The organism is Streptomyces achromogenes subsp. achromogenes, assembly GCF_000720835.1.
GTDB lineage: Bacteria > Actinomycetota > Actinomycetes > Streptomycetales > Streptomycetaceae > Streptomyces > Streptomyces achromogenes.
In genome coordinates, this window is the sequence record NZ_JODT01000004.1 from 245168 (window position 1) to 266454 (window position 21287).

The following is a 21287-nucleotide window of genomic DNA, read 5'->3' on the forward strand; positions in this document are numbered from 1 at the left end:
CGGCGGCGCCGGGCATTCGGGAGCCGGGGCAGGCGCCGGTTGGCCGGTATCCGTCTTGGCCGTCACCCTCCGGTGGGCGCGCCTCGCGCACCCTTGACCACCGGGTGCGCCGTCGCGCCGGGGAGCGCGCGCGGTCTGTGGAAGTGAGCGCCGTCACGGTTTACGGCAGGAAAAACATCGGTGACCAAGGGGTCGGACAGAATAATTTCCCGCCGCTGCTCTTGCTGAGTGAAACAGGGAACGCATACGGTATCCATACGCGAGGTTCTCCCGTGGAGGATGGGACATGACGGAAATTCTTGTGCAGGCAGGCGCGGAGGAGCGGGTTCCTTCGCTGACCAGGGTGGTTGAGCACCCGGCCTGGGCCGTGCTCAAGGATGCCGTGGAGCAGATCCGGCCATGGCAGTCCAAGGACGGATCGATCGACTTCGACGCCGAGGGCGCCCCGCGCCGGGCCGACGCCGTGGCGGCCGTCGAGCGCGTCGCCGACGCGGTCGAGCGGCTCTCCCCGCTGGTCCCGCACGACGCCGCCTACCACCAGGCCCTCGTGAAGGACCTGCGCCGCTGGGCCGAGGGCGGCTTCGAGGTCCCGGACTTCCTGGACTCGCTGCTGGCCTTCCAGCCCGCCGCGCACCGCGTGGACGGCCTCCAGCACCTGGTCGTCTTCCCGATGTACACCCAGAACGGCAACCCGGACCGCAACCTGGAGGCGGTCGTGCTGCGCATGGTCTGGCCGGACTGGCTGGCCGAGCTGGAGCGCACCCGGTACGACAACCCGCTCTTCTGCGGCATCACCTTCGAGGACTTCACCTCGGGCTACGACACCAACTCCGCCGTCCTCTTCCCGGAGACGATCGCCGTCCGGGAGGCGCCGGAACGTTTCTCCTGGGGTGGCATCTTCTGCGACCGCGAGGCCGCCCGGTTCCGCCGGGTCACCGACGCCGCCGTGGACATCCTGGGCCTGGAGCTGCCCGAGGACATCGCCGCGATGGTGCACGACCAGAAGCGCTGCGAAGAGGCCTTCGTGCTCTGGGACATGGTCCACGACCGCACTCACAGCCACGGCGACCTGCCGTTCGACCCGTTCATGATCAAGCAGCGCCAGCCGTTCTGGATGTACGGCCTGGAGGAGCTGCGCTGCGACCTCACCGCCTTCAAGGAGGCCGTGAAGCTGGAGGCGGACGGCGTCCCGCAGGCCCGGGACGTGCAGTACGCGGTGCTCTTCGACCGCATGTTCCGCTTCCCCGTCACCGGCGACCGCAACCGCAACTACGACGGCCTCGGCGGCCAGCTGCTCTTCGCCTACCTGCACAAGCACGATGTGATCCGGTGGACCGACAACAAGCTCTCCATCGACTGGGAGCGCGCCCCGCAGGTCACCAACCAGCTGTGCGCCGAGATCGAGAAGCTCTACCGGGACGGCATCGACCGCCCGAAGCTGGTGCACTGGTTCGCCGGCTACGAACTGGTCTCCACCTACCTCGCCCCGCACCCCGGCTCCAAGTGGGCCAAGGGCCCCGACGCCCTGGACCTGACCCAGCCGCCGCGCAAGCTGGTGGACGACGTGCTGCCGGACGAGTTTCCGCTGAGCATGTTCTATGAGGCGCTGGCGAAGAAGCTGAAGAATGTGATCGCCTCCACCAAGGGCATCACGGCGGACGGCGCCGAGCGGATCGCCGCGTGAGCGACCGCGTCCACAACACTGGTCAAGAGGGGAAGAACGTGGCGAACAACGGGTCTCTCAGTGGTGCGGTGATCGCGGTGGCCGGCGCGGGCGGCCCCGCCGGGCACGCGACGCTGGTCCGGCTCGCCGAGGCGGGCGCGGTCGTCGTGGGTGCCGACAACAACCCCGAACGCCTCGCCGAGGCCGTCGACGCGGCGCGCTACGCCCGTGGCGGCGCCACCGTCACCGGCGAGACCGTCGACCTGCTCGACCTGGCGGACACCCGGGCCTGGGCCGCGCGCATCGAGAAGGACCACGGCCGGATCGACGGCCTGGTCCACCTCGTCGGCGGCTGGCGCGGCAGCGCCACCTTCGCCGACACCGACCTCGCCGACTGGGAGCTGCTGGAGAAGCTGCTCGTCCGCACCGTCCAGCACACCTCCCTCGCCTTCTTCGACGCCCTCCAGCGCAGCGACCGCGGCCGGTACGTGCTCACCAGCGCGGCCGGCGCCGCCAAGCCGACGGCGGGCAACGCGGCGTACTCCGCGGCCAAGGCCGCCGCGGAAGCCTGGACGCTCGCCATGGCCGACGGCTTCCGCAAGGCCGGGGGCGAGGAGGGGCCGCGTTCGGCGGCTGCCATCCTGGTGGTGAAGGCGCTGGTGCACGACGCGATGCGCGCCGAACGCCCCAACGCGAAGTTCGCGGGCTTCACGGACGTCAAGGACCTCGCCGAGGCCATCGAGGGCGTCTGGAGCAAGCCCGCCGCAGAAGTGAACGGAAACCGTCTGTGGCTGACCGAGAAGCCGTGAACCCTCCCAAGACCGACGCGCGTCGCCATCACGACCCGCAGGTCCGCGGTTTCGCCAGTGACAACTACGCCGGAGCCCACCCCGAGGTGCTGGCCGCCCTGGCCCTGGCCAACGGCGGCCACCAGGTGGCGTACGGCGAGGACGACTACACCGAGAACCTCCAGCGGATCGTGCGCAGCCACTTCGGGGCCACCGCGGAGGCCTTCCCGGTCTTCAACGGCACCGGCGCCAACGTGGTCGCGCTCCAAGCGGTCACCGACCGCTGGGGCGCGGTGATCTGCGCCGAGAGCGCGCACATCAACGTCGACGAGGGCGGCGCCCCCGAGCGCATGGGCGGGCTGAAGCTGCTCACCGTGCCCACGCCCGACGGCAAGCTCACGCCGGAGCTGATCGACCGGCAGGCCTGGGGCTTCGAGGACGAGCACCGGGCCATGCCGCAGGTCGTGTCGATCACCCAGTCCACCGAACTGGGCACCCTCTACACGCCCGAGGAGATCCGCGCCATCTGCGAGCACGCCCACGCGCACGGCATGAAGGTGCACCTGGACGGCTCCCGGATAGCCAACGCCGCGGCCTCCCTGGACGTGCCCATGCGGACGTTCACCAACGCGGTCGGCGTGGACATCCTCTCGCTGGGCGGGACGAAGAACGGCGCGCTGTTCGGCGAGGCCGTCGTGGTCCTCAACCAGGACGCGGTGCGGCAGATGAAGCACCTGCGGAAGATGTCCATGCAACTGGCCTCCAAGATGCGTTTCGTGTCCGTGCAGTTGGAGGCGCTGCTCGCCAAGGACCTGTGGCTGCGCAACGCCCGGCACGCCAACGAGATGGCCCAGCGGCTCGCCGAGGGCGTGCGCGCGGTGCACGGGGTGGAGATCCTCTACCCGGTGCAGGCCAACGGCGTCTTCGCCAGGCTCCCGCACGACGTGAGCGAGCGGCTGCAGAAGCGGTTCCGGTTCTACTTCTGGGACGAGGCCGCCGGAGTGGTGCGCTGGATGTGCGCCTTCGACACGACGGAGGACGACGTCGACACGTTCGTGGCGGCGCTGAAGGAGGAGATGGCCCGCTAACCCCCCAGCTCTGCATAATTATGCGATCACCTGGAAAGTCATTGACGCCTGGGTGATCGCGTTCCTATGCTCTGCGGACATGGAGCTGATCCAGAACACAGCCGATCTGTCCGCGTACCTGGCCGCGGACGAGGTCATCGACCACCATCACCCACTGGTCCGCGAGACCGCCGCCCGCCTCGCGGCCGACGCCGCCGACTCGTATGAATATGCGCGCGCCGCGTATGAGTTCGTACGCGACACCATCCCGCACTCCGCCGACTGTGGCGATCCGCGCGTCACCTGGCGCGCCTCCGACGTACTGGCCCTGGGCACCGGCATCTGCCATGCCAAGTCCCACGCCCTGGCCGCCCTGCTGCGGGCCGAGGACATCCCGACGGCCCTGTGCTACCAGCGTCTGACCGACGACGCGGGCGGCCATCTGCTCCACGGCCTGATCGCCGTGCGCTTCCACGGCGCCTGGCACCGGCAGGACCCCCGCGGCAACAAGCCGGGCGTGGACGCGCGGTTCTCCCTGACCGGCGAACGGCTGGCCTGGGTCCCGGACCCCGCGGCCGGCGAGACGGACTACCCGGGCCTGTACGCCGCCCCGCACCCGGCGGTCCTCACCGCCCTGCGGACGGCCCCCGACCGCCCGCACCTGTGGAAGACACTCCCGTCGAGCCTCTGAAACTCCGTGCGCCCTGAAGGGGCGCGGGGAACCGCGCGACCGGCCACGGACGACCCGCACCCGGCAGACGGCCGAGCCGTACGGACCGAGCTCCGCCCGACAGCGCACCCGAGTGCCCCGAAAGCGGCCGGTCTGTGCGGGCGTTACGCCTGGACCGCCCGCAGCTCCTCCGCCGTGGGCGCCGTACCGCCGAGGTGGGCGGGCAGCCACCAGGAGTCCTCCGGATCCCTGGGGCGGCCCGGGTAGGCGCGCTGCGCGGCCTCCAGCAGTTCCTGGACGCGTTCGCGCAGCCGGCGGGTGATGGCGCCGGCGTACTGGTCGCGGGGGGCCTCCACCGCCTCGCCGACCCGGACCGTGACGGGCAGGTGGCTGCGCTTGAAGTTGCGCGGCTGCCCCTTCGTCCACAGCCGCTGCGTGCCCCACAGGGCCATCGGGACCAGTGGCACGCCCGCCTCCTGGGCCAGCCGGGCCGCGCCCGACTTGAAGCTCTTCAACGTGAAGGACTGCGAGATCGTCGCCTCCGGGAACAGCCCGATGACCTCGCCGGAGCGCAGCGCGTCCAGCGCGTGCGCGTACGCCTTCTCGCCCTGCCCGCGGTCCACCGGAATGTGCTTCATGCCGCGCATGAGGGGCCCGGAGATCCGGTGCCGGAAGACGGAATCCTTCGCCATGAAGCGCACCAGCCGCTTCTGCGGCAGGGCGGCCAGGCCGTTGAAGACGAAGTCCAGATAGCTGATGTGATTGCTCACCAGCACGGCGCCGCCCGAGCGCGGGATGTTCTCCGACCCCCGGCAGTCGATCTTCAGATCCCAGACCTTGAACGCCGTCTTGGCGATACCGATGACGGGACGGTAGACCAGCTCTGCCATGGGCGGGGTGTGCCCTTTCTACTCTGCTCGGGAAAGGGGGCTCCCGGCGGGGAAGGTTACGCAGCCGTAGGTTTACGGCGTCTCGCAGATCGTGCCCGAAGAACGTACGGGTGGCCAGTTCTGGTGCCCCTCTAACGCGAGATCCTCGTCACGTCGGCCTACATCCCACCTCGGATCTTTAAACCCCCTTTACTTTTTCCGGGGGTGCCGTCGGGAATCTTCGCGGTCCCGGGACCGGTTGTGCTGATGACGACCGGACCGGCGGTGCGCCCCTGACGTGCCCGCCGCGACGAGCCGCGGCCGGCGGCGGAACGGGAGAGTGCGGGTGGGCGGGCGCGACGACGGCAGGCGCATCGGGGCGGCCGAACTCGGCGCGGCACTGGGGGAGCGGGCGACGCTGGTGCAGTTCTCCAGCGCCTTCTGCGCGCCCTGCCGGGCCACCCGCCGGGTCCTCGGCGAGGTCGCCGGGCTGGTCCCGGGCGTGGCCCACGTCGAGATCGACGCGGAGGCCCACCTGGACCTCGTGCGCGCGCTGGAGATCGCCAAGACGCCCACCGTCCTGGTCCTGGACGCCGGCGGACGGGTGGTGCGCCGCGCCACCGGACAGCCCCGCAAGGCCGACGTCATAGCGGCCCTGGGAGAAGCGGTATGAGCGGGGTCCGGTGTGCGGTGCGCCGTCTTCCGGACCGCGGAAGCCGCTTGACGGTACGCCTCGCGTGTCGCCAACCTGACCGCATGCCGACAGAACTCCTTCTCTACGGGCGGGCCCACATCGACCTGGCCCGCACCGCGAGCGCGAGGTGTCCGGGCCGTTGAGCACCCGCGGACCCGCTCGTGACCCCCGGCAGAAGGACAACTCCATGACGGCCACACCCGAACTCGGCACCCCCCGCACCGCCTCCCCGGACCTGCTGCGCTCCGCCTTCCGCCGGCACGCCGCCGGTGTGGCGGTGATCACCGCGCGCGGCGCCTCCGGCCCGGTCGGCTTCACCGCCACCTCCCTCACCTCCGTCTCCGCCGAACCCCCGATGATCTCCTTCGGCATCGGCACGGGCGCCTCCAGCTGGCCCGCGATCGCCGGGGCGGACCATGTCGGCGTGCACATACTCGGCGAGCACCAGAGCGACCTGGCCGCCACCTTCGCGCGCAGCGGCGCCGACCGCTTCGGCGCGCCCACCGCCTGGCGGGAGGGGCCGGAAGGGGTGCCGGTGCTGGACGACGTGCTGGCCTGGCTGGTGTGCCGCATCGTCGGACGGGTCCCGGCCGGCGACCACCGGATCGTGCTCGCCGAGGTCGTCCTCGGCGACCCGTCGGGCGCCGGCCGCCCGCTCCTCTATCACCAGGGCCGCTTCAACGGCCTGCGGGATTGATCACGCCGGGCTCCGCCGCACGCCCGTCGAGTTCCGGTTACGCTGCGTTGCGAAGGTCACAGTTCAAAGCGCTTGCTTAGCGGGCAGGAACTGGGTGTACTGACGAGTAATATCTCGTTCGGAGCGCGCGGACGCCCCGACCGGGATCGGCCGCTTGAGGCGCCTATGCTGCCTGCAAGAGGCAGCCCGAAATGACGATGCAGTAGGAGAGCCGGCGTGAGCTTGAGGATCGTTGTCACTGTGAAGTACGTGCCCGACGCCACTGGCGACCGGCACTTCGCCGATGACCTGACCGTCGACCGCGACGACGTGGACGGTCTGCTCTCCGAGCTGGACGAGTACGCGGTCGAGCAGGCTCTCCAGATCAAGGAGAACGCGGACGACGCCGAGGTCACCGTGCTGACGGTGGGCCCCGAGGACGCCAAGGACGCGCTCCGCAAGGCCCTGTCCATGGGTGCGGACAAGGCCGTCCACGTCGAGGACGACGACCTGCACGGCACCGACGCCATCGGCACCTCCCTGGTGCTGGCCAAGGCCATCGAGAAGGCCGGTTACGACCTGGTGATCTCCGGCATGGCCTCCACCGACGGCACCATGGGCGTCGTCCCGGCGCTGGTCGCCGAGCGCCTGGGCGTGCCGCAGGTCACCCTGCTCTCCGAGGTCTCCGTCGAGGACGGCACGGTCACCGGCCGCCGCGACGGCGACGCCGCCTCCGAGCAGCTCCAGGCGCAGCTCCCGGCCGTCGTCTCCGTGACCGACCAGTCCGGCGAGGCCCGCTACCCCTCCTTCAAGGGCATCATGGCGGCCAAGAAGAAGCCGGTGGAGTCCTGGGACCTGTCCGACCTCGACATCGAGGCCGAGGAGGTCGGCCTGGACGGTGCCTTCACCAAGGTCGAATCCGTGACCGAGCGTCCGGCCCGCACGGCCGGCACCATCGTCAAGGACGAGGGCGAGGGCGGCAAGCAGCTCGCTGAGTTCCTCGCGGCCCAGAAGTTCATCTAAGGGCCCGCCCCGCCGACCGCCCCTCAACTTCGTTACGCAGGAGAGCAATCCCATGGCTGAAGTCCTCGTCTACGTCGACCACGTGGACGGTGCCGTCCGCAAGCCCACCCTGGAGCTGCTGACCCTGGCCCGCCGCCTCGGCGAGCCCGTCGCCGTCGCGCTGGGCAACGGCGCCGCCGACACCGCGGCCACGCTCGCCGAGCACGGCGCGGTGAAGGTGCTCACCCACGACGCCGCCGAGTACGCCGAGTACCTGGTCGTGCCGAAGGTGGACGCCCTGCAGGCCGCCTACGAGGCCGTGTCCCCGGCCGCCGTGCTGGTCCCGTCCTCCGCCGACGGCAAGGAGATCGCCGCCCGCCTGGCGCTGCGCATCGGCTCGGGCATCATCACCGACGCCGTCGACCTGGAGGCCGGCGACGAGGGCCCGGTGGCCACCCAGTCGGTGTTCGCCGCGTCCTTCACCACCAAGTCCCGGGTCGTCAAGGGCACCCCGGTCATCACGGTCAAGCCGAACTCGGCCGCCGTGGAGGCCGCCCCGGCCGCCGGCACGGTCGAGGCCCTGTCGGTGACCTTCTCCGACCAGGCGACCGGCACGAAGATCACCGGCCGTACGCCGCGTGAGTCCACGGGCCGTCCGGAGCTGACCGAGGCCGCGATCGTGGTCTCCGGCGGCCGCGGTGTGAACGGCGCCGAGAACTTCGCGATCATCGAGGCCCTCGCCGACCAGCTGGGCGCGGCCGTGGGTGCCTCGCGTGCCGCCGTCGACGCCGGCTGGTACCCGCACACCAACCAGGTCGGCCAGACCGGCAAGAGCGTGTCGCCGCAGCTGTACATCGCCAACGGCATCTCCGGCGCGATCCAGCACCGCGCCGGCATGCAGACCTCGAAGACGATCGTGGCCGTCAACAAGGACGAGGAGGCCCCGATCTTCGAGCTGGTCGACTACGGCGTGGTCGGCGACCTGTTCGACGTCGTGCCGCAGCTGACCGAGGAGATCAAGGCCCGCAAGGGCTGATCCCCGCATCCGCTGGACGAGGCCCCCGTGACCGCACCGACGGTCACGGGGGCCTCGCCTCATCCCAGCGTCAGCGTGGCCTGCACCGGCAGGTGGTCGCTCGGGTACTGCCCGTGCGCCGAGAAGGTGTTGATCCGGGCCTCGTGCGCCGTGACACCGGGGGTGGCGAGGATCCAGTCGATGCGGTCGCCGCCCGGCGTCAGCGGCCGGTAGCCGTGGAAGGTGCCGTACAGCTCGCTCCGCTTCGCCGCGGTGTCCCAGGTGTCGGCCAGACCCGCGCCCAGCATCGTGTCGTAGACCGGGTTCTTGTGGGCGGCCACGTTGAAGTCGCCGGTGACGACGAGCGGGAGCGAGGTGCCCAGTCCGGCGACGCGCTGGGCGATCAGGGCGGCGGCACGCGCGCGTGCGTACTGGCTGTGGTTGTCCAGGTGGGTGTTCAGCAGATGGAACTCCCGGCCGGACGGCAGGTCCCGGAACCGGACCCGCGTCACCATGCGGATGGAACCGCCGCCCCAGGTGTTCGACCCGATCACGTCCGGTGTGTCGGAGAGCCAGAAGTGGTCGTACTCCTCGGGGGCGAGCCGGCGCGTGTCGTAGAAGACGGCCATGAACTCGTCGCGGCTGCCGCCCGCGCGCCCGGTGCCGATCCAGTCGTACGCGGTCCCGAGATCGGCCTCGATGTCCCGCACCTGCTGGTAGAGACCCTCCTGGGTGCCGATGACATGCGGGCGCTCGCGGTGCAGCAGGGCGCGCGTCACGGGGCGGCGGGCGGCCCAGCTGTGCGGCTCGGCGGTGCTCGCGTAGCGCAGGTTGAACGACATCACGCGCAAGGGGACGCGGTGATCCGTGCCCGCCCTGGCGGGGCCGGCGGAGAGTGCTGTACTGGACAGGGACACGGGGATCGCGGCGGCCAGCGCGGCCTTCAGGCCCCTGCGGCGCGTGACTCGGCTGTGGCTCGGCACGGGTGCTCCTCCTGCTGCGGCTTCCGGGCGACTCGTCGCCGTCGGGGTGTGCGGTCGAAGGGGTGCGGCTCCGGCACGGTGCCAGAGGGAGGTGGCCGTGTCGAGAGCGCGGAGTGGAGTCCACACGATGTGGTGTTGACCGGCGGGAAGGTTGCCAGATAACTTCGCTATACGGATTGTTGATTCCATAAAGCGGAAAACTGGAGGGTGTGGGATGGGTCAGCAGGAGAAGGTGGCGACGAGCCTCGCGGGCGCCGTCAGCGAGGAGATCAGCGCTTCCCTCGCACCGGTCGACGCGGAGCTGGAGCGCCGCTACCCCGGGGACCCGGGCACCCGTCAGCCCGTCCACACCGTGTACGTCCCCGGCGACGCCTTCGCCGCCGACACCATCCGCTCCTGGGGCGACCGGGCGCTCGCCGCGCTCGACGAACACGCTCCGGACGCCGCTTCCTTCGCGGCCGTCCTCGGCCTGTCGGACGAACTCGCCGAGCCGGTCTACTCCCGCGTGCGGGCCAAGCTGGAGCGCGAGCCCATCGAGGACCTGCGCGTCGACTTCGAGGACGGCTACGGCCCCCGCCCCGACGCCGAGGAGGACGCGACGGCCGCCCGCGCCGCCCGCCTGATCGCCGAGGCGTACCGCGACGGCACCGCCGCGCCCTGCATGGGCATCCGCATGAAGTGCATGGAGGCCGCCGTACGGGACCGGGGCATCCGCACCCTCGACGTCTTCCTCACCGGCCTGATGGAGGCGGGCGGCCTGCCCGAGGGCCTGGTCCTCACCCTGCCCAAGGTGACCTACCCGGAGCAGGTCGGCGCCTTCGCCCGGCTGCTGGAGGCCTTCGAGAAGGCGCACGGCCTGGACGCCGGGCGCCTCGGCTTCGAGATCCAGATCGAGACCAGCCAGTCCATCCTGGCCACCGACGGCACCGCCACGGTCGCCCGTATGATCCAGGCCGCCGAGGGCCGCGCCACCGGGCTGCACTACGGCACCTTCGACTACAGCGCCTGCCTCGGCGTCTCCGCCGCCTACCAGGCCAGCGACCACCCGGCCGCCGACCACGCCAAGGCGGTCATGCAGGTCGCGGCGGCCGGCACCGGGGTCCGCGTCTCGGACGGCTCCACCAACGTGCTGCCCGTCGGTCCGACGGCGAAGGTCCACGACGCCTGGCGCCTGCACTACGGCCTGACCCGGCGGGCGCTGGCCCGCGCCTACTACCAGGGCTGGGACATGCACCCCGGGCACATCCCCACCCGCTACGCCGCCGTCTTCGCCTTCTACCGCGAGGGCTTCGAGCAGGCCGCGGCCCGCCTCGCCCGCTACGCCAACCGGACCGGCGGCGACGTCATGGACGAGCCCGCCACCGCCAAGGCGCTCAGCGGCTACCTGCTGCGCGGCCTGGACTGCGGCGCCCTGGACATCGCCGAGGTGGCCCGCCTCACCGGCCTCACCCGCGCCGACCTGGAGTCCTTCGCGTCCCCCCGCCGCGGCGACCTGACGGCGTCGGCGAAGTAGCCGAGGCCCCTCGGCCCCCGGCGTCCGCGCGGCCGGGGCCGAGGGGGCTGCCGGCACGAGCGGTACGACCCCAGGCACCGCCACGCCGCCGGCACGACCGTGCCGGCGGCGGACACGGCCGGCGGGTCCCCGGTCGCTCCGGCCCCGCCCGCCCCGCTCAGTCCGTCGGCGGCAGTTCGCCCGAGCCGCGGGTGACGAGGCGGGTCGGCAGTTCTATGCGCTCCGGGGCGATCAGGGTGCCGTCCAGCTGACGGAAGAGGCGTTCGGCGGCCGTGCGGCCGAGGGCCGCCGAGTCCTGCGCGACGACCGTGACGCCCGGCTGGAGCAGATCGGCCAGTTCGAAGTCGTCGAAGCCGACGAGCGCGACCCGGCGGGACCGCTCCGCCAGCACCCGGACGACGGTGACCGTCACCCGGTTGTTGCCGGCGAAGACCGCGGTCACGGGGTCGGGACCGGCCAGCATCTCCTCCGCCGCCCGGCGCACCCGCTCCGGGTCGGTCGCGCCGAGAGACATCCAGCGCTCCGCCACGGTGATCCCGGCGTCCTCCATGGCCGCCCGGTAACCGCGCAGCCGCTCCGCCGCCGTGTGGATCCGGGGCATGTCGCCGATGAAGCCGATCCGCCGGTGACCGTGCGCGATGAGGTGGGCGACGCCGTCGCGGGCACCGCCGTAGTTGTCGGACAGGACCACGTCGGCGTCGATCCGGCCGGCCGGGCGGTCCACGAACACGGTCGCCACACCGGCCCGGATCTCCGGCTCCAGATACCGGTGGTCGTCCCCGGCCGGGATCACCACCAGCCCGTCCACCCGGCGCGCGCACAGCGCCAGCGCCAGCTCCTGCTCGCGCTCGGGGTCCTCGGCGCTGGAGCCGTTGATCAGCAGCGCGCCGTGGGCGCGGGCCACCTCCTCGACGGCGCGGCTGAGCGGGCCGTAGAAGGGGTCCGCGAGATCCTCCAGGATCAGCCCGATGCTCGCGGTCCGCCCCTTGCGCAACACCCGTGCGCTGTCGTTGCGGCGGAAGCCCAGCGCGTCGATCGCCTCCTGCACCCGGCGCTCGGTGTCCGGGGTGACCCCGGGCTCGCCGTTGACCACGCGGGAGACCGTCTTCAGACCGACCCCGGCGCGGGCCGCCACGTCCTTCATCGTCGGGCGGTTGCCGTACCGGTTCCCGGTGAGGCGGTCTGCGCGGCGGGTGGTCTCGGGCACGTGCGCTGTCCTGTCTGTCGTCCGGCTGCCGTTCCTCCGGCCCACGGGGCTGCGGCATCCGTGGGCTTGTATGAGGATGTGGCGTCGAGCATAGAGCCTGGACAACGTTGTCAGGTGCGAGAGAGACTGTCCACCGCTGTCTCCGGCCTGCGTCCCCACCGCTTGACCGGCCTGCTCTCTTTTGGTTCTCAAGCTTTCAACGGGGAGATCTGACTCTCATGCACACCGACCTCGTGGCGGCCCTGGACATCGGCGGCACCAAGATCGCCGGCGCGCTGGTGGACGGCGACGGACGCCTGCTGGTCCGCGCCCAGCGCCCCACGCCCGCCCGGCAGGACGGCGAAACGGTCATGCGCGCCGTGGCGGAGGTGCTCGGCGAACTGTCCGGGTCGCCCCTGTGGGAGCGCGCCGGCGCGGTCGGCATCGGCAGCGCCGGCCCGGTGGACGCCTCGGCGGGCACCGTGAGTCCGGTGAACGTGCCGGGCTGGCGGGACTACCCGCTGGTCGACCGGGTCCGTACGGCCGCCGGGGGCCTGCCGGTCGAGCTGATCGGGGACGGGGTCGCGATCACGGCCGCCGAGCACTGGCAGGGCGCCGCGCGGGGCCACGACAACGCGCTGTGCATGGTGGTGTCCACCGGCGTCGGCGGCGGCCTGGTCCTCGGCGGGCGGCTGCACCCGGGCCCGACCGGCAACGCCGGGCACATCGGTCACATCAGCGTCGACCTCGACGGCGACCCCTGCCCGTGCGGTGCGCGCGGCTGTGTGGAGCGCATCGCCAGCGGCCCCAACATCGCCCGCCGGGCGCTGGAGCAGGGCTGGCGCCCCGGCCCCGACGGCGACACCTCGGCCGCCGCGGTGGCCGCCGCGGCCCGCGCGGGCGACCCGGTCGCCGTCGCCTCCTTCGAGCGGGCGGCACAGGCGCTGGCCGCCGGGATCGCGGCCACCGCGACCCTGGTCGAGATCGACATCGCGGTGATCGGCGGCGGGGTCGGCAAGGCGGGCGACATCCTGTTCACCCCGCTGCGCAAGGCCCTCACCGACTACGCGACCCTGTCCTTCGTACAGCGGCTGACCGTCGTCCCCGCCCGGATGGGCACCGACGCCGGCCTGGTCGGCGCGGCAGCGGCGGCCCTGACCCGCACCCCGGACGCGACCGCGGCGAGCCACTAGCGCCGTGACGGCGCGGGTGCGCCGGGGGTGGCCGCAGCGAGGGGACAGGCGGTGACGTCCGCCGCGATCGCCGGAGGTGCGGCCGGGCCCGGCGGGTTTCGAGAACGGGCGCCGGCCGCCCGGCGCTAACCGACCCGCTGCATCGCCTTCCGGCGCCGTTCGGCCATCGTGGCCCCGGACTCGCGGCGGGCCATCCTGCGCAGGACGGACGGCGCGAGGAGCAGCCCGGCGACTGCCCAGGCGCCCAGCACGCCCGCTGTCTCCAGATGCCGCCAGGACGCGCCGACTTCGGCGGCGACCGCTTCGCCCGGCAGCAACGCGGCCCGGAGACCGAGGCCGAGCCAGTAGACGGGGAAGACCTGCCCGATGGTCTGCAGCCACTCGGGCAGCTTCGACAGGGGGAAGTAGATCCCGGAGATCACGACGAGTCCCATCACCGGAAGCATCAGCAGGCCGATGGTGCGTGGACTGTCGACGAGCGAGCCGATGACGGCGCCGATCGGCAGGGTCGCCAGGAGACCCAGCGGCACCACCCACACCAGCGTCAGCAATGCCCCGCCACCCTGCCGGGCCACCCCGTCCACCAGGAACACGCCCACGGCGAAGGGGAGCGCCATGGAGACGAGAGCCGTCCCCGACACCATGACGATCTTGCCGACCAGGTGGCCGACCATGCCGTGGGGCACGGCCTTGGCCCGCAACAGGGTGCCGTCCTCGCGCTCGGTCGCGAGCAACTGCGCGGTGGTCATCATCCCGGTGAACGCGAGCGTCATCCCCACCATGCTGGGCAGCATGAACGCGCCGGCCGAGATGCCGGCGCCCTTCAGCGGATCGTCCCGGACCAGGAACAGCGGCACCATGAGCAGAACCGTCCAGAGCACGTACCCGAACACGTCCTGGCCCGTGGTGAAGGTCTGCCGGAGTTCCGTCAGACCGCGCCGTACCCCGGTCCGCGCCGCGTACCACACCGGACTCATCGCGCTTCCCCCCTGAACGAGTGCGCCGCCCGCTCGCCGACGGCGCCTCCCGCCTCCAGTTCCCGCACCATCGTCAAGTAGGTGTCCTCCAGGCTCGCCCGGCGTACCTCGAGCCCGCCGATCGCCTCGCCGTGCTCCTCGAAGAGCCGGCGCACGAACCGGGTGGGCTCGGCCGTCGTCTCCTCGAAGGGCCGCCCGTCCCGCGTCCAGCGCACGGTGGCCTCGGCCGATGCCCGCCGGGACAGTTCCCTGGCCGAGCCGTCGGCCACGATCCGGCCGCCGGCCAGGATGAGGATCCGGTCGGCGAGCCGCTCCGCCTCGGCGAGGTCGTGCGTGGTCAGCAGGACGGTGGTGTTCTCGTCCGCGAGCCCGCGCACCAGACTGTGGAACTCGCTTCTGGCCTCCGGGTCCAGACCGGCCGTCGGCTCGTCCAGGAACAGCAGTTCGGGCCGGCCCACGATGCCGACGGCCACGTCCAGCCGCCGGCGCTGGCCGCCGGACAGGGTCCCGACCCGTTTGTCCGCGTGCCCGGTCAGCCCGACGGCGGCGAGCAACTCGTCGACGTCCCACGGCCGGCGTACCAGGGGGGTGGAGTACGGCGCGTAGTACGAGCCGAGATGGGCCAGCAGTTCCCGTACCCGCCACTTGCCGTGGTCACGCCATGACTGCAGGACGATACCCAGGCGCGCACGCCATCGCTCGTTTCCTCGGGCCGGATCGGTATCGAGGACGGTCACGTCACCGGCCGAGCGCACGCGGAAGCCTTCCAGGATCTCGATGGTGGTCGTCTTGCCGGCGCCGTTCGGGCCGAGCAGCACGACGACCTCGCCCCGCCGGGCGGTGAAGTCGACCCCTTTCAGCACGTCCTGGCCGCGGTAGCGCATCCGCAGATCCCGTACGTCGATGACCGTGTCACCGTCCGGAGGCGGGCCGCTGCCCGCCCCGGGCAGGACATCAGCGGTAGTCATCGGTGTTCCCCCGTCCGTCGCCCGTCCGTTCCCGCGATCGGGGGCCGAGGCCGTGCCGACGCCCGTGGTCATGGGACGTGATGCACGGCCGTGGCCGTCGTCGTCCGATGACGGCGGTCGGGCCCCCGCCGGACGAACACACTACCGAACGGCTCGCCTCCGGCCCCTCGTCCACGGGGTGTTCAGCAGGTCAGTCGGGTGTCCGCCCAGTCCGCGTGGTCGGAGTCGGTGCCGTCGCCGCCGTCGGTGACGACGAGGCGGATCACCTGGGCGCCGGTGATGTCGGCGGTGAGCGGCTGGGCGGGCATCGCGTTGGTCAGGACGCCGGTGGCGGCGGCCCGGGTGTCGTCCGCCAGGATCTCGAAGGCGACGCTGCCCTTGGCACCCTTCTCGTCGTCCACGCCGACGGACGCGGTGACCTTCTCGCAGGCCCCGCCGGTGTAGAAGGCGATGTCACCGCGCGCGTGCGTGCCGAGCCCCTTGGCGTACACCGTGCCGCCGATGGTGAGCGGACGGCCGTCGCCCGCGGCCTTCTCGCCGTTGCTGGTGTCGCGCTCCACCGGCCCGAAGCCGTTGGCGGCGGACATCCACGGCAGATCACTGAGGTACGACGTCCCGGCCGGCGGCGGTACGACCACGGACGCGGTCAGCGGGACCGTGCTGGTGACCGGTGTGCCGGACGGCGACCGGTAACTCGCCCGCAGGGTGAGGCCGTAGGAGCCCGTCGGGGTGCCGGCCGGGACGGTCAGCCGCCAGCCGGTGCGCAGCGTCCGGCCGGTGCGCAGGGCGGCGGCCGAGGTCGCCGAGGTGGCCCGTATGCCCCAGCCGGCCGGGCCGGTCAGCGCCACGGACACGCGGCGCGCGGGGGTGCGCCCGAGGTCGGTGACCGTACTGGTGAGGGCGACCGGGGTGCCCGCCGTCAGCAACAGGCGGCTGTCCAGGCCCAGTTCGACGGCGGGCGGATACGCGGCCCAGCGCCGGTCGGCCGAGACGCGCAGCAGCACCGTGCCGTGCGCCGGGACGGTGGCGGCGAGGGTGCCGGCGGTGTTGTACGTGCGGTGCTGCCACAGGTCGCGTACGGCGTAGCCGTCGGCGCGGGGCAGGCCGACCGCGCCGGCGCTGGTGGCGATCCGCTGGGCGGTGCCGGACTCGTTGAAGAGGGCCACCGCGCGGCTGCCGTCGGCCATCCGCTTGGCGACGACCCAGCGCCCGCCGGCCGAGGAGACGACCGTGCCCTGCTTGCCGAGCGGGTCCTGGTCGACGGCGATGACCTCCGTGTTGCCCAGGATGTCCCAGGTCGCCTGGGAGGCCTTGCGCAGGTCGGTGCCGATGAGCAGCGGCGCGGCCATGACCGACCAGAGGGAGAAGTGCGAGCGGTACTCGGTGTCCGTCATGCCGCCGTTGCCGACCTCCAGCATGTCGGGGTCGTTCCAGTGACCGGGACCGGCGTACCGGGCGAGGGGCAGGTTCTGCTTCAGGATCGACAGCATCGAGGGCCAGTTGTCCTTGATGTCGCCGGTGGTCCGCCACAGGTGACCGATGTCCGCGGCCCACTCCCAGGGCTTGTTCTCCCCCCACTCGCAGATGCTGTAGACGATGGGCCGGCCGGTCGCCTTGAGCGCGTCGCGCATGGTCAGGTAGCGCTGCCTGGCGTCCAGCCCCTGGTTGTTGCAGTTGTCGTACTTCAGGTAGTCCACGCCCCAGTCGGCGAACTGCCGTGCGTCCTCGTACTCGTGGCCGAGGGCGCCCGGAATGCCCACGCTGTCGCAGGTCCTGGTGCCGGCGCTGGTGTAGATGCCGAGTTTGAGCCCCTTGGCGTGGACGTAGTCCGCGACCGCCTTGATGCCGTTCGGGAAGCGCACCGGGTCGGGCGCCAGCCGGCCGTTCGCGTCACGCTGGGGAAGGGCCCAGCAGTCGTCCAGGTTGACGTACTGGTAGCCGGCCTTCTTCAGGCCCTTCTCCACGAAGAGGTCGGCGATGCCCTTGACCATGCCTTCGTTGAACTCCGCCCGGCAGTAGGTGGAGTTCCAGTTGTTGAAGCCCATCGGCGGGGTGAGGGCGAGGCCGTCGCCCAGGGACGGGGACGCGGTCCGCGCCGCCGGGGCCGGTGCGGAGGACGCCAGGGCGGGGGCCGCCAGGCCCGTCGCGCACAGCAGTCCGGCGCCGAGCGCTCCGGCCACTCTGAAACGGGTCGTGCGGCTGTGAGGGTGACGCATCGTCGACGTTCCTCCCACTCGCGTACGGCGGATGACGGGATGTCGGGTCATGAACGCGCGCTCACGGTAGGACGTGTCGGACTGTGGAGGAAGGGGCGTTCAGGCCGGGCGCGACATTGTTCGGGTGTGTTCGACCGGGGAGCGGCGGGTGCGCGGAGGAAAGCTCCCGCGATCCGCGTGACCCCCGGCCGCTCCCCACAGTTGATCAGCGCATGAAGAAGCGCAGCATGCTCGCCATCGCCACCCTCGCCGCCGGATTCGTCGTGGCCGCCGTCACCCCCTCCCACGCGGCGGTCGACCGCCCGCTCGACGTGTCGGACACGGTGGACGAGGTCGGTGACCTCGTCGCCCACGACAGCCTGGACCTCGGCGACCCCGTCCCGGACCGCGACTGACCCGCGGCCCCGGGCGTCCGTGCCGGTGTCTCCGTCGCAAGGGACACCGGCACTTCCCTGTCCGGGCGCGGACAGGCGCCCTCAACGGCGGGGGGTTTCCATGGCAGGGTGGAGCGGGCAATCCTCAGGGGGCCAACAGAAGAGGGGGAGTCCGTGACCGTCGTCTGGATCAACGGCGCGTTCGGTGCGGGGAAGACCACGACCGCACGCGAACTGATCGAACTGATCCCGAACAGCGCGCTCTTCGACCCCGAGATCATCGGCGGGGCACTGACGCATCTGCTGCCGCCCAAGCGCCTCGCCGAGGCAGGCGACTTCCAGGACCTGCCGATCTGGCGCCGGCTCGTGGTCGACACGGCCGCCGCGATGCTCGCCGAGCTGGGCGGCACCCTCGTGGTGCCGATGACCCTGCTGCGCCAGGAGTACCGCGACGAGATCTTCGGCGGGCTCGCCGCCCGCCGGATACCGGTGCACCATCTGCTGCTCGCCCCCACCGAAACGATCCTGCGGGAGCGGATAGCCGGCCGGGAGATCCCGCCCGAGGCACCCGACGGCGAGATACGCGTCAGACAGTGGTCCTCCGACCACATCGAGCCGTACCGCGCCGCCCTCGCCTCCTGGCTCACCGCCGACGCCCATCCGCTCGACACCAGCGCCCTCACCCCGTACGAGGCCGCCGTCCGCATCGCCGAGGCCGTCGGCAACGGCGCCGTACCCGCCTGCGACATCGTGCAGACCCCCGAGCCGACCGCCGAGACGCTCGCCGCCGGGGTGCTGCTCTTCGACGAGCACGACCGGGTGCTGCTCGTCGACCCCACCTACAAGCCCGGCTGGGAGTTCCCCGGCGGCGTGGTGGAACGCGGCGAGGCGCCGGCCCGGGCCGGGATGCGCGAGGTCGCCGAGGAGACCGGGATACAGCTGCGGGAGGTGCCCCGGCTGCTGGTCGTGGACTGGGAACGCCCCGCCCCGCCCGGCTACGGCGGGCTGCGGCTGCTCTTCGACGGCGGCCGGCTGGGACCCGTCGAGGTGTCCCGGGTGCTGCTGCCCGGACCCGAGCTGCGCGCCTGGCGGTTCGCCACCGAGCAGGAGGCCGCCGCGATGCTTCCCCCGGTCCGCTACGAGCGGCTGCGCTGGGCGCTGCGCGCCCGGGAACGGGGCAGCGCGCTCTACCTGGAGGCGGGGGTGCCGGTCGGCTGACCCCGCGTGCGGCTAACCGAGCGAGCGGAGCACGGCGGCGGCGCCGGACAGCACCGGGTCGCCGTGCCCGAAGCACGCGACCTCCGCGTCCAGGTCCGCCATCCGGCGTATCGACGCGAGGAGTCGCACCCGGTCCAGGTTGAACACCCCGGGGACCGGCGTCCCGTCGTCCGGTGCCGCCGCCACCGTGTCGCCGGTGAACAGCACACGGTGCGCGGGCAGGAACACCGCGATGCTGCCGTCCGTGTGCCCGGGGATGTGCACCACCCGGGCGCCACCGCCGAAGCCGAGCACATCGCCGTCGGACAGCTCGGTGAGCGAGGCCGGCGGCAGCGGGGGACCCGGGGGCAACTGCGCGAGGGCCGCCGCGTGCAGGGGCCGCTCCCACTCCTCCGTCCGCGGCGGCGGGCCCGGCCGCTCCCCGCGGATGAACGGGGCGTCCAGGTGGTGTGCCAGCACCTCGGCCCCGCTCAGTGCGGCGAACTCGCCCGCCCCGCCGACGTGATCCTCGTGGAAGTGGGTGAGCACGACGCGTCGTACGGCCCGGGGCTCGTGCCCCAGCGCGGTGACCGCGTCGGCGATCGGCCGGCCGGCGCCGATCGGGCCCGCGTCGATCAGGGTCAACTCCTCGTCGTCGCGCCAGAGATAGGCCTGGCCGACGGGAAAGCGCAACAGGTGCAGCCGGGGCAGCAGTTCGATGACGTCCATGCGCCGACCGTAAAGAGGCCCCCGCCCGCGGGCGAGGGCCCTCTGCGGTGGGCAGAAGAGATCAGCCCGCCGCGTAATTGCGCAGGAACAGCGCCTCGGCCACGGACAGCCGTTCCAGCTCCTCGGGGGACACGCTCTCGTTGGCCGCGTGGATCTGCGCCTCCGGCTCGCTCAGCCCGATGAGCAGGATCTCCGCCCGCGGGTACAGCGCGGCGAGGGTGTTGCACAGCGGGATGGTGCCGCCCTGGCCCGCGTACTGCATGGTCTCGCCGGGGTAGGCCACCGCCATCGCCTCGGCCATCGCCCGGTAGGCGGGGCTGGAGGTGTCGGCGCGGAACGGCTGCCCCTGGCCGATCGGCTCGGTGGTGATCCGGGCGCCCCACGGGGTGTGCGCCTCGATGTGCGCCTGGAGCAGCTTGGTGGCCTCCGTCGTGTCCGTGCCCGGCGGCACCCGCAGGTTGACCAGGGCACCGGCGCCGGCCTGCACCGACGGGGTGGCGCCGACCACCGGCGGGCAGTCGATGCCGAGCACGGTGACCGCCGGGCGGGCCCAGAGGCGGTCGGCGACCGAGCCGTCACCGATCAGTCCGACGCCGTCCAGCACCTTGGCGTCCGCGCGGAACTGCTCCTCGGTGTACTCCAGGCCGTCCCACCGCGCCGTTGCGTCCAGGCCGTCGATGGTGGTGGAGCCGTCCTCGCCGCGCAGCGAGTCCAGCGCCCGGATCAGCGCGGCCAGCGCGTCCGGGGCGGCGCCCCCGAACTGGCCCGAGTGCAGATTGCCGGCCAGGGTGTCGACGCGCACCCGGACCAGGATCGTGCCGCGCAGGGTGTTGGTCACGGTCGGCAGACCGGCCCGGAAGTTGCCCGCGTCCCCGATGACGATCGTGTCCGCCGCCAGCAGCTCGGGGTGCTGCTCGGCGTACCGCTCCAGGCCGCCCGTGCCCTGCTCCTCCGAGCCCTCCACGATCACCTTCACATGCACCGGGACGCCGCCGTTCGCCTTCAGGGCGCGCAGCGCGAGCAGGTGCATGATGAAGCCGCCCTTGCAGTCGGCCGTCCCGCGGCCGTACCAGCGGCCGTCACGCTCGGTCAGCTCGAACGGCGGGGTGGACCAGGCGGCCTCGTCCAGCGGGGGCTGCACGTCGTAGTGCGCGTAGAGCAGGACCGTTTTTGCACCCTCGGGGCCCGGCAGGAAGCCGTACACCGACTGGGTGCCGTCCGGGGTGTCCAGCAGGGCCACGTCCGTGAATCCCTCGGCCCGCAGCGCGTCGGCGATCCAGCCCGCGGCTGCCTCGCTCTCGCTCTTCGGGAACTGCGAGAAGTCCGCCACCGACCTGAAGCCGACCAGTTCGGCCAGCTCCGCCTTCGCCCGGGGCAGCAGCGAGGCGACGGTCTCGGCGAGCGGATTCGACGGCATGGGCACGCTCCTCGTGGGTGCGACGTGGTACGGGATGGGTGCAACGATCCTCCCACAGCGGATCGGGCGGACTGTCGCCGTAGGATGCGA

20 protein-coding genes are annotated in these 21287 nt (G+C 72.3%); 12 read left to right on the forward strand and 8 right to left on the reverse strand.

The window, feature by feature from the left end; translation table 11 throughout:
- The first annotated feature begins 286 nt into the window (after positions 1-286).
- From IH25_RS0106075 to IH25_RS0106090, 4 genes are all read left to right on the forward strand, one after another.
- On the forward strand, positions 287-1684 hold the full coding sequence (locus IH25_RS0106075; protein ID WP_030604190.1) for a DUF6421 family protein: 1398 nt from the start codon (positions 287-289) through the stop codon (positions 1682-1684).
- A complete protein-coding gene (locus tag IH25_RS0106080) occupies positions 1681-2472 on the forward strand; it encodes an SDR family NAD(P)-dependent oxidoreductase (protein WP_051753799.1) in 792 nt (263 codons plus the stop codon). The genes IH25_RS0106075 and IH25_RS0106080 overlap by 4 nt, the downstream gene beginning before the upstream one ends.
- Complete coding sequence (locus tag IH25_RS0106085; protein WP_030604196.1) at positions 2469-3539, forward strand: threonine aldolase family protein; 1071 nt, start codon at positions 2469-2471, stop codon at positions 3537-3539. Before IH25_RS0106080 ends, IH25_RS0106085 begins: the two co-directional genes overlap by 4 nt.
- Before the next feature lie 79 nt (positions 3540-3618).
- On the forward strand, positions 3619-4209 hold the full coding sequence (locus IH25_RS0106090) for a transglutaminase-like domain-containing protein (RefSeq protein ID WP_030604199.1): 591 nt from the start codon (positions 3619-3621) through the stop codon (positions 4207-4209).
- Between the two features lie 143 nt (positions 4210-4352).
- Here the strand turns inward: IH25_RS0106090 and IH25_RS0106095 are convergent, their stop codons facing one another.
- Positions 4353-5078 (reverse strand): lysophospholipid acyltransferase family protein, encoded by a 726-nt coding sequence (locus IH25_RS0106095; protein WP_030604202.1) that lies wholly within the window; start codon positions 5076-5078, stop codon positions 4353-4355.
- Positions 5079-5355: 277 nt separating this feature from the next.
- Here IH25_RS0106095 and IH25_RS0106100 point away from each other — a divergent pair, with 277 nt between their 5' ends.
- From IH25_RS0106100 to IH25_RS0106115, 4 genes are all read left to right on the forward strand, one after another.
- Positions 5356-5730: a thioredoxin family protein gene (locus IH25_RS0106100; protein ID WP_078844150.1), complete on the forward strand. Its 375-nt coding sequence runs from the start codon at positions 5356-5358 to the stop codon at positions 5728-5730.
- A gap of 208 nt (positions 5731-5938) precedes the next feature.
- Positions 5939-6448, forward strand: coding sequence for a flavin reductase family protein (locus IH25_RS0106105; RefSeq protein WP_030604208.1), 510 nt, complete (start codon positions 5939-5941; stop codon positions 6446-6448).
- A gap of 216 nt (positions 6449-6664) precedes the next feature.
- Positions 6665-7450, forward strand: a complete 786-nt coding sequence (locus tag IH25_RS0106110; RefSeq protein ID WP_030604210.1) for an electron transfer flavoprotein subunit beta/FixA family protein — start codon at positions 6665-6667, stop codon at positions 7448-7450.
- 52 nt (positions 7451-7502) lie between these two features.
- A complete protein-coding gene (locus IH25_RS0106115) occupies positions 7503-8465 on the forward strand; it encodes an electron transfer flavoprotein subunit alpha/FixB family protein (protein WP_030604212.1) in 963 nt (320 codons plus the stop codon).
- 59 nt (positions 8466-8524) lie between these two features.
- Here the strand turns inward: IH25_RS0106115 and IH25_RS0106120 are convergent, their stop codons facing one another.
- Positions 8525-9427 carry an endonuclease/exonuclease/phosphatase family protein gene (locus IH25_RS0106120; protein WP_030604215.1) on the reverse strand — a complete coding sequence of 301 codons (903 nt, stop codon included), beginning with the start codon at positions 9425-9427 and terminating at the stop codon, positions 8525-8527.
- A gap of 214 nt (positions 9428-9641) precedes the next feature.
- Between IH25_RS0106120 and IH25_RS0106125 the strand changes: the two genes are divergently transcribed.
- Positions 9642-10940: a DUF6986 family protein gene (locus tag IH25_RS0106125; RefSeq protein ID WP_030604219.1), complete on the forward strand. Its 1299-nt coding sequence runs from the start codon at positions 9642-9644 to the stop codon at positions 10938-10940.
- A gap of 157 nt (positions 10941-11097) precedes the next feature.
- Here the strand turns inward: IH25_RS0106125 and IH25_RS0106130 are convergent, their stop codons facing one another.
- Complete coding sequence (locus tag IH25_RS0106130; RefSeq protein WP_030604223.1) at positions 11098-12147, reverse strand: LacI family DNA-binding transcriptional regulator; 1050 nt, start codon at positions 12145-12147, stop codon at positions 11098-11100.
- Positions 12148-12365: 218 nt separating this feature from the next.
- Here IH25_RS0106130 and IH25_RS0106135 point away from each other — a divergent pair, with 218 nt between their 5' ends.
- Positions 12366-13319, forward strand: coding sequence for an ROK family protein (locus IH25_RS0106135; protein ID WP_030604226.1), 954 nt, complete (start codon positions 12366-12368; stop codon positions 13317-13319).
- Between the two features lie 125 nt (positions 13320-13444).
- Here IH25_RS0106135 and IH25_RS0106140 read toward each other — a convergent pair whose 3' ends face one another.
- The 3 genes from IH25_RS0106140 to IH25_RS0106150 all read right to left on the reverse strand — a co-directional run bounded on the left by IH25_RS0106140 (position 13445) and on the right by IH25_RS0106150 (position 17480).
- Positions 13445-14296 (reverse strand): ABC transporter permease, encoded by an 852-nt coding sequence (locus tag IH25_RS0106140; RefSeq protein WP_030604229.1) that lies wholly within the window; start codon positions 14294-14296, stop codon positions 13445-13447.
- The gene (locus tag IH25_RS0106145) at positions 14293-15264 is read right to left on the reverse strand and encodes an ABC transporter ATP-binding protein (RefSeq protein ID WP_030604232.1); all 972 of its coding nucleotides are present in this window, start codon (positions 15262-15264) and stop codon (positions 14293-14295) included. Before IH25_RS0106145 ends, IH25_RS0106140 begins: the two co-directional genes overlap by 4 nt.
- Positions 15265-15446: 182 nt before the next feature.
- Positions 15447-17480: an NPCBM/NEW2 domain-containing protein gene (locus IH25_RS0106150; protein ID WP_209445277.1), complete on the reverse strand. Its 2034-nt coding sequence runs from the start codon at positions 17478-17480 to the stop codon at positions 15447-15449.
- A gap of 212 nt (positions 17481-17692) precedes the next feature.
- Here IH25_RS0106150 and IH25_RS0106155 point away from each other — a divergent pair, with 212 nt between their 5' ends.
- The gene (locus IH25_RS0106155) at positions 17693-17875 is read left to right on the forward strand and encodes a hypothetical protein (RefSeq protein WP_030604238.1); all 183 of its coding nucleotides are present in this window, start codon (positions 17693-17695) and stop codon (positions 17873-17875) included.
- A gap of 153 nt (positions 17876-18028) precedes the next feature.
- Entirely contained in the window at positions 18029-19072 is a 1044-nt protein-coding gene (locus IH25_RS0106160) for an NUDIX hydrolase (RefSeq protein ID WP_030604241.1), read from the forward strand.
- Positions 19073-19084: 12 nt separating this feature from the next.
- Here the strand turns inward: IH25_RS0106160 and IH25_RS0106165 are convergent, their stop codons facing one another.
- Both IH25_RS0106165 and IH25_RS0106170 read right to left on the reverse strand, forming a co-directional pair.
- Positions 19085-19780 carry an MBL fold metallo-hydrolase gene (locus IH25_RS0106165; RefSeq protein WP_030604244.1) on the reverse strand — a complete coding sequence of 232 codons (696 nt, stop codon included), beginning with the start codon at positions 19778-19780 and terminating at the stop codon, positions 19085-19087.
- A 61-nt stretch (positions 19781-19841) separates the two neighbouring features.
- Entirely contained in the window at positions 19842-21197 is a 1356-nt protein-coding gene (locus tag IH25_RS0106170) for a dipeptidase (RefSeq protein ID WP_030604247.1), read from the reverse strand.
- Between the last annotated feature and the right edge of the window lie 90 nt (positions 21198-21287).

What these genes read in the sequence shown, in the direction of transcription:
- IH25_RS0106115 (WP_030604212.1), top strand. Translation starts at nt 7,503, where the DNA reads ATGGCTGAAGTCCTCGTCTACGTCGACCACGTGGACGGTGCCGTCCGC.
- IH25_RS0106090 (WP_030604199.1), top strand. Translation starts at nt 3,619, where the DNA reads ATGGAGCTGATCCAGAACACAGCCGATCTGTCCGCGTACCTGGCCGCG.
- IH25_RS0106170 (WP_030604247.1), bottom strand. Translation starts at nt 21,197, where the DNA reads ATGCCGTCGAATCCGCTCGCCGAGACCGTCGCCTCGCTGCTGCCCCGG.
- IH25_RS0106095 (WP_030604202.1), bottom strand. Translation starts at nt 5,078, where the DNA reads ATGGCAGAGCTGGTCTACCGTCCCGTCATCGGTATCGCCAAGACGGCG.
- IH25_RS0106165 (WP_030604244.1), bottom strand. Translation starts at nt 19,780, where the DNA reads ATGGACGTCATCGAACTGCTGCCCCGGCTGCACCTGTTGCGCTTTCCC.
- IH25_RS0106125 (WP_030604219.1), top strand. Translation starts at nt 9,642, where the DNA reads ATGGGTCAGCAGGAGAAGGTGGCGACGAGCCTCGCGGGCGCCGTCAGC.
- IH25_RS0106140 (WP_030604229.1), bottom strand. Translation starts at nt 14,296, where the DNA reads ATGAGTCCGGTGTGGTACGCGGCGCGGACCGGGGTACGGCGCGGTCTG.
- IH25_RS0106075 (WP_030604190.1), top strand. Translation starts at nt 287, where the DNA reads ATGACGGAAATTCTTGTGCAGGCAGGCGCGGAGGAGCGGGTTCCTTCG.
- IH25_RS0106150 (WP_209445277.1), bottom strand. Translation starts at nt 17,480, where the DNA reads ATGCGTCACCCTCACAGCCGCACGACCCGTTTCAGAGTGGCCGGAGCG.
- IH25_RS0106155 (WP_030604238.1), top strand. Translation starts at nt 17,693, where the DNA reads ATGAAGAAGCGCAGCATGCTCGCCATCGCCACCCTCGCCGCCGGATTC.
- IH25_RS0106135 (WP_030604226.1), top strand. Translation starts at nt 12,366, where the DNA reads ATGCACACCGACCTCGTGGCGGCCCTGGACATCGGCGGCACCAAGATC.
- IH25_RS0106105 (WP_030604208.1), top strand. Translation starts at nt 5,939, where the DNA reads ATGACGGCCACACCCGAACTCGGCACCCCCCGCACCGCCTCCCCGGAC.
- IH25_RS0106145 (WP_030604232.1), bottom strand. Translation starts at nt 15,264, where the DNA reads ATGACTACCGCTGATGTCCTGCCCGGGGCGGGCAGCGGCCCGCCTCCG.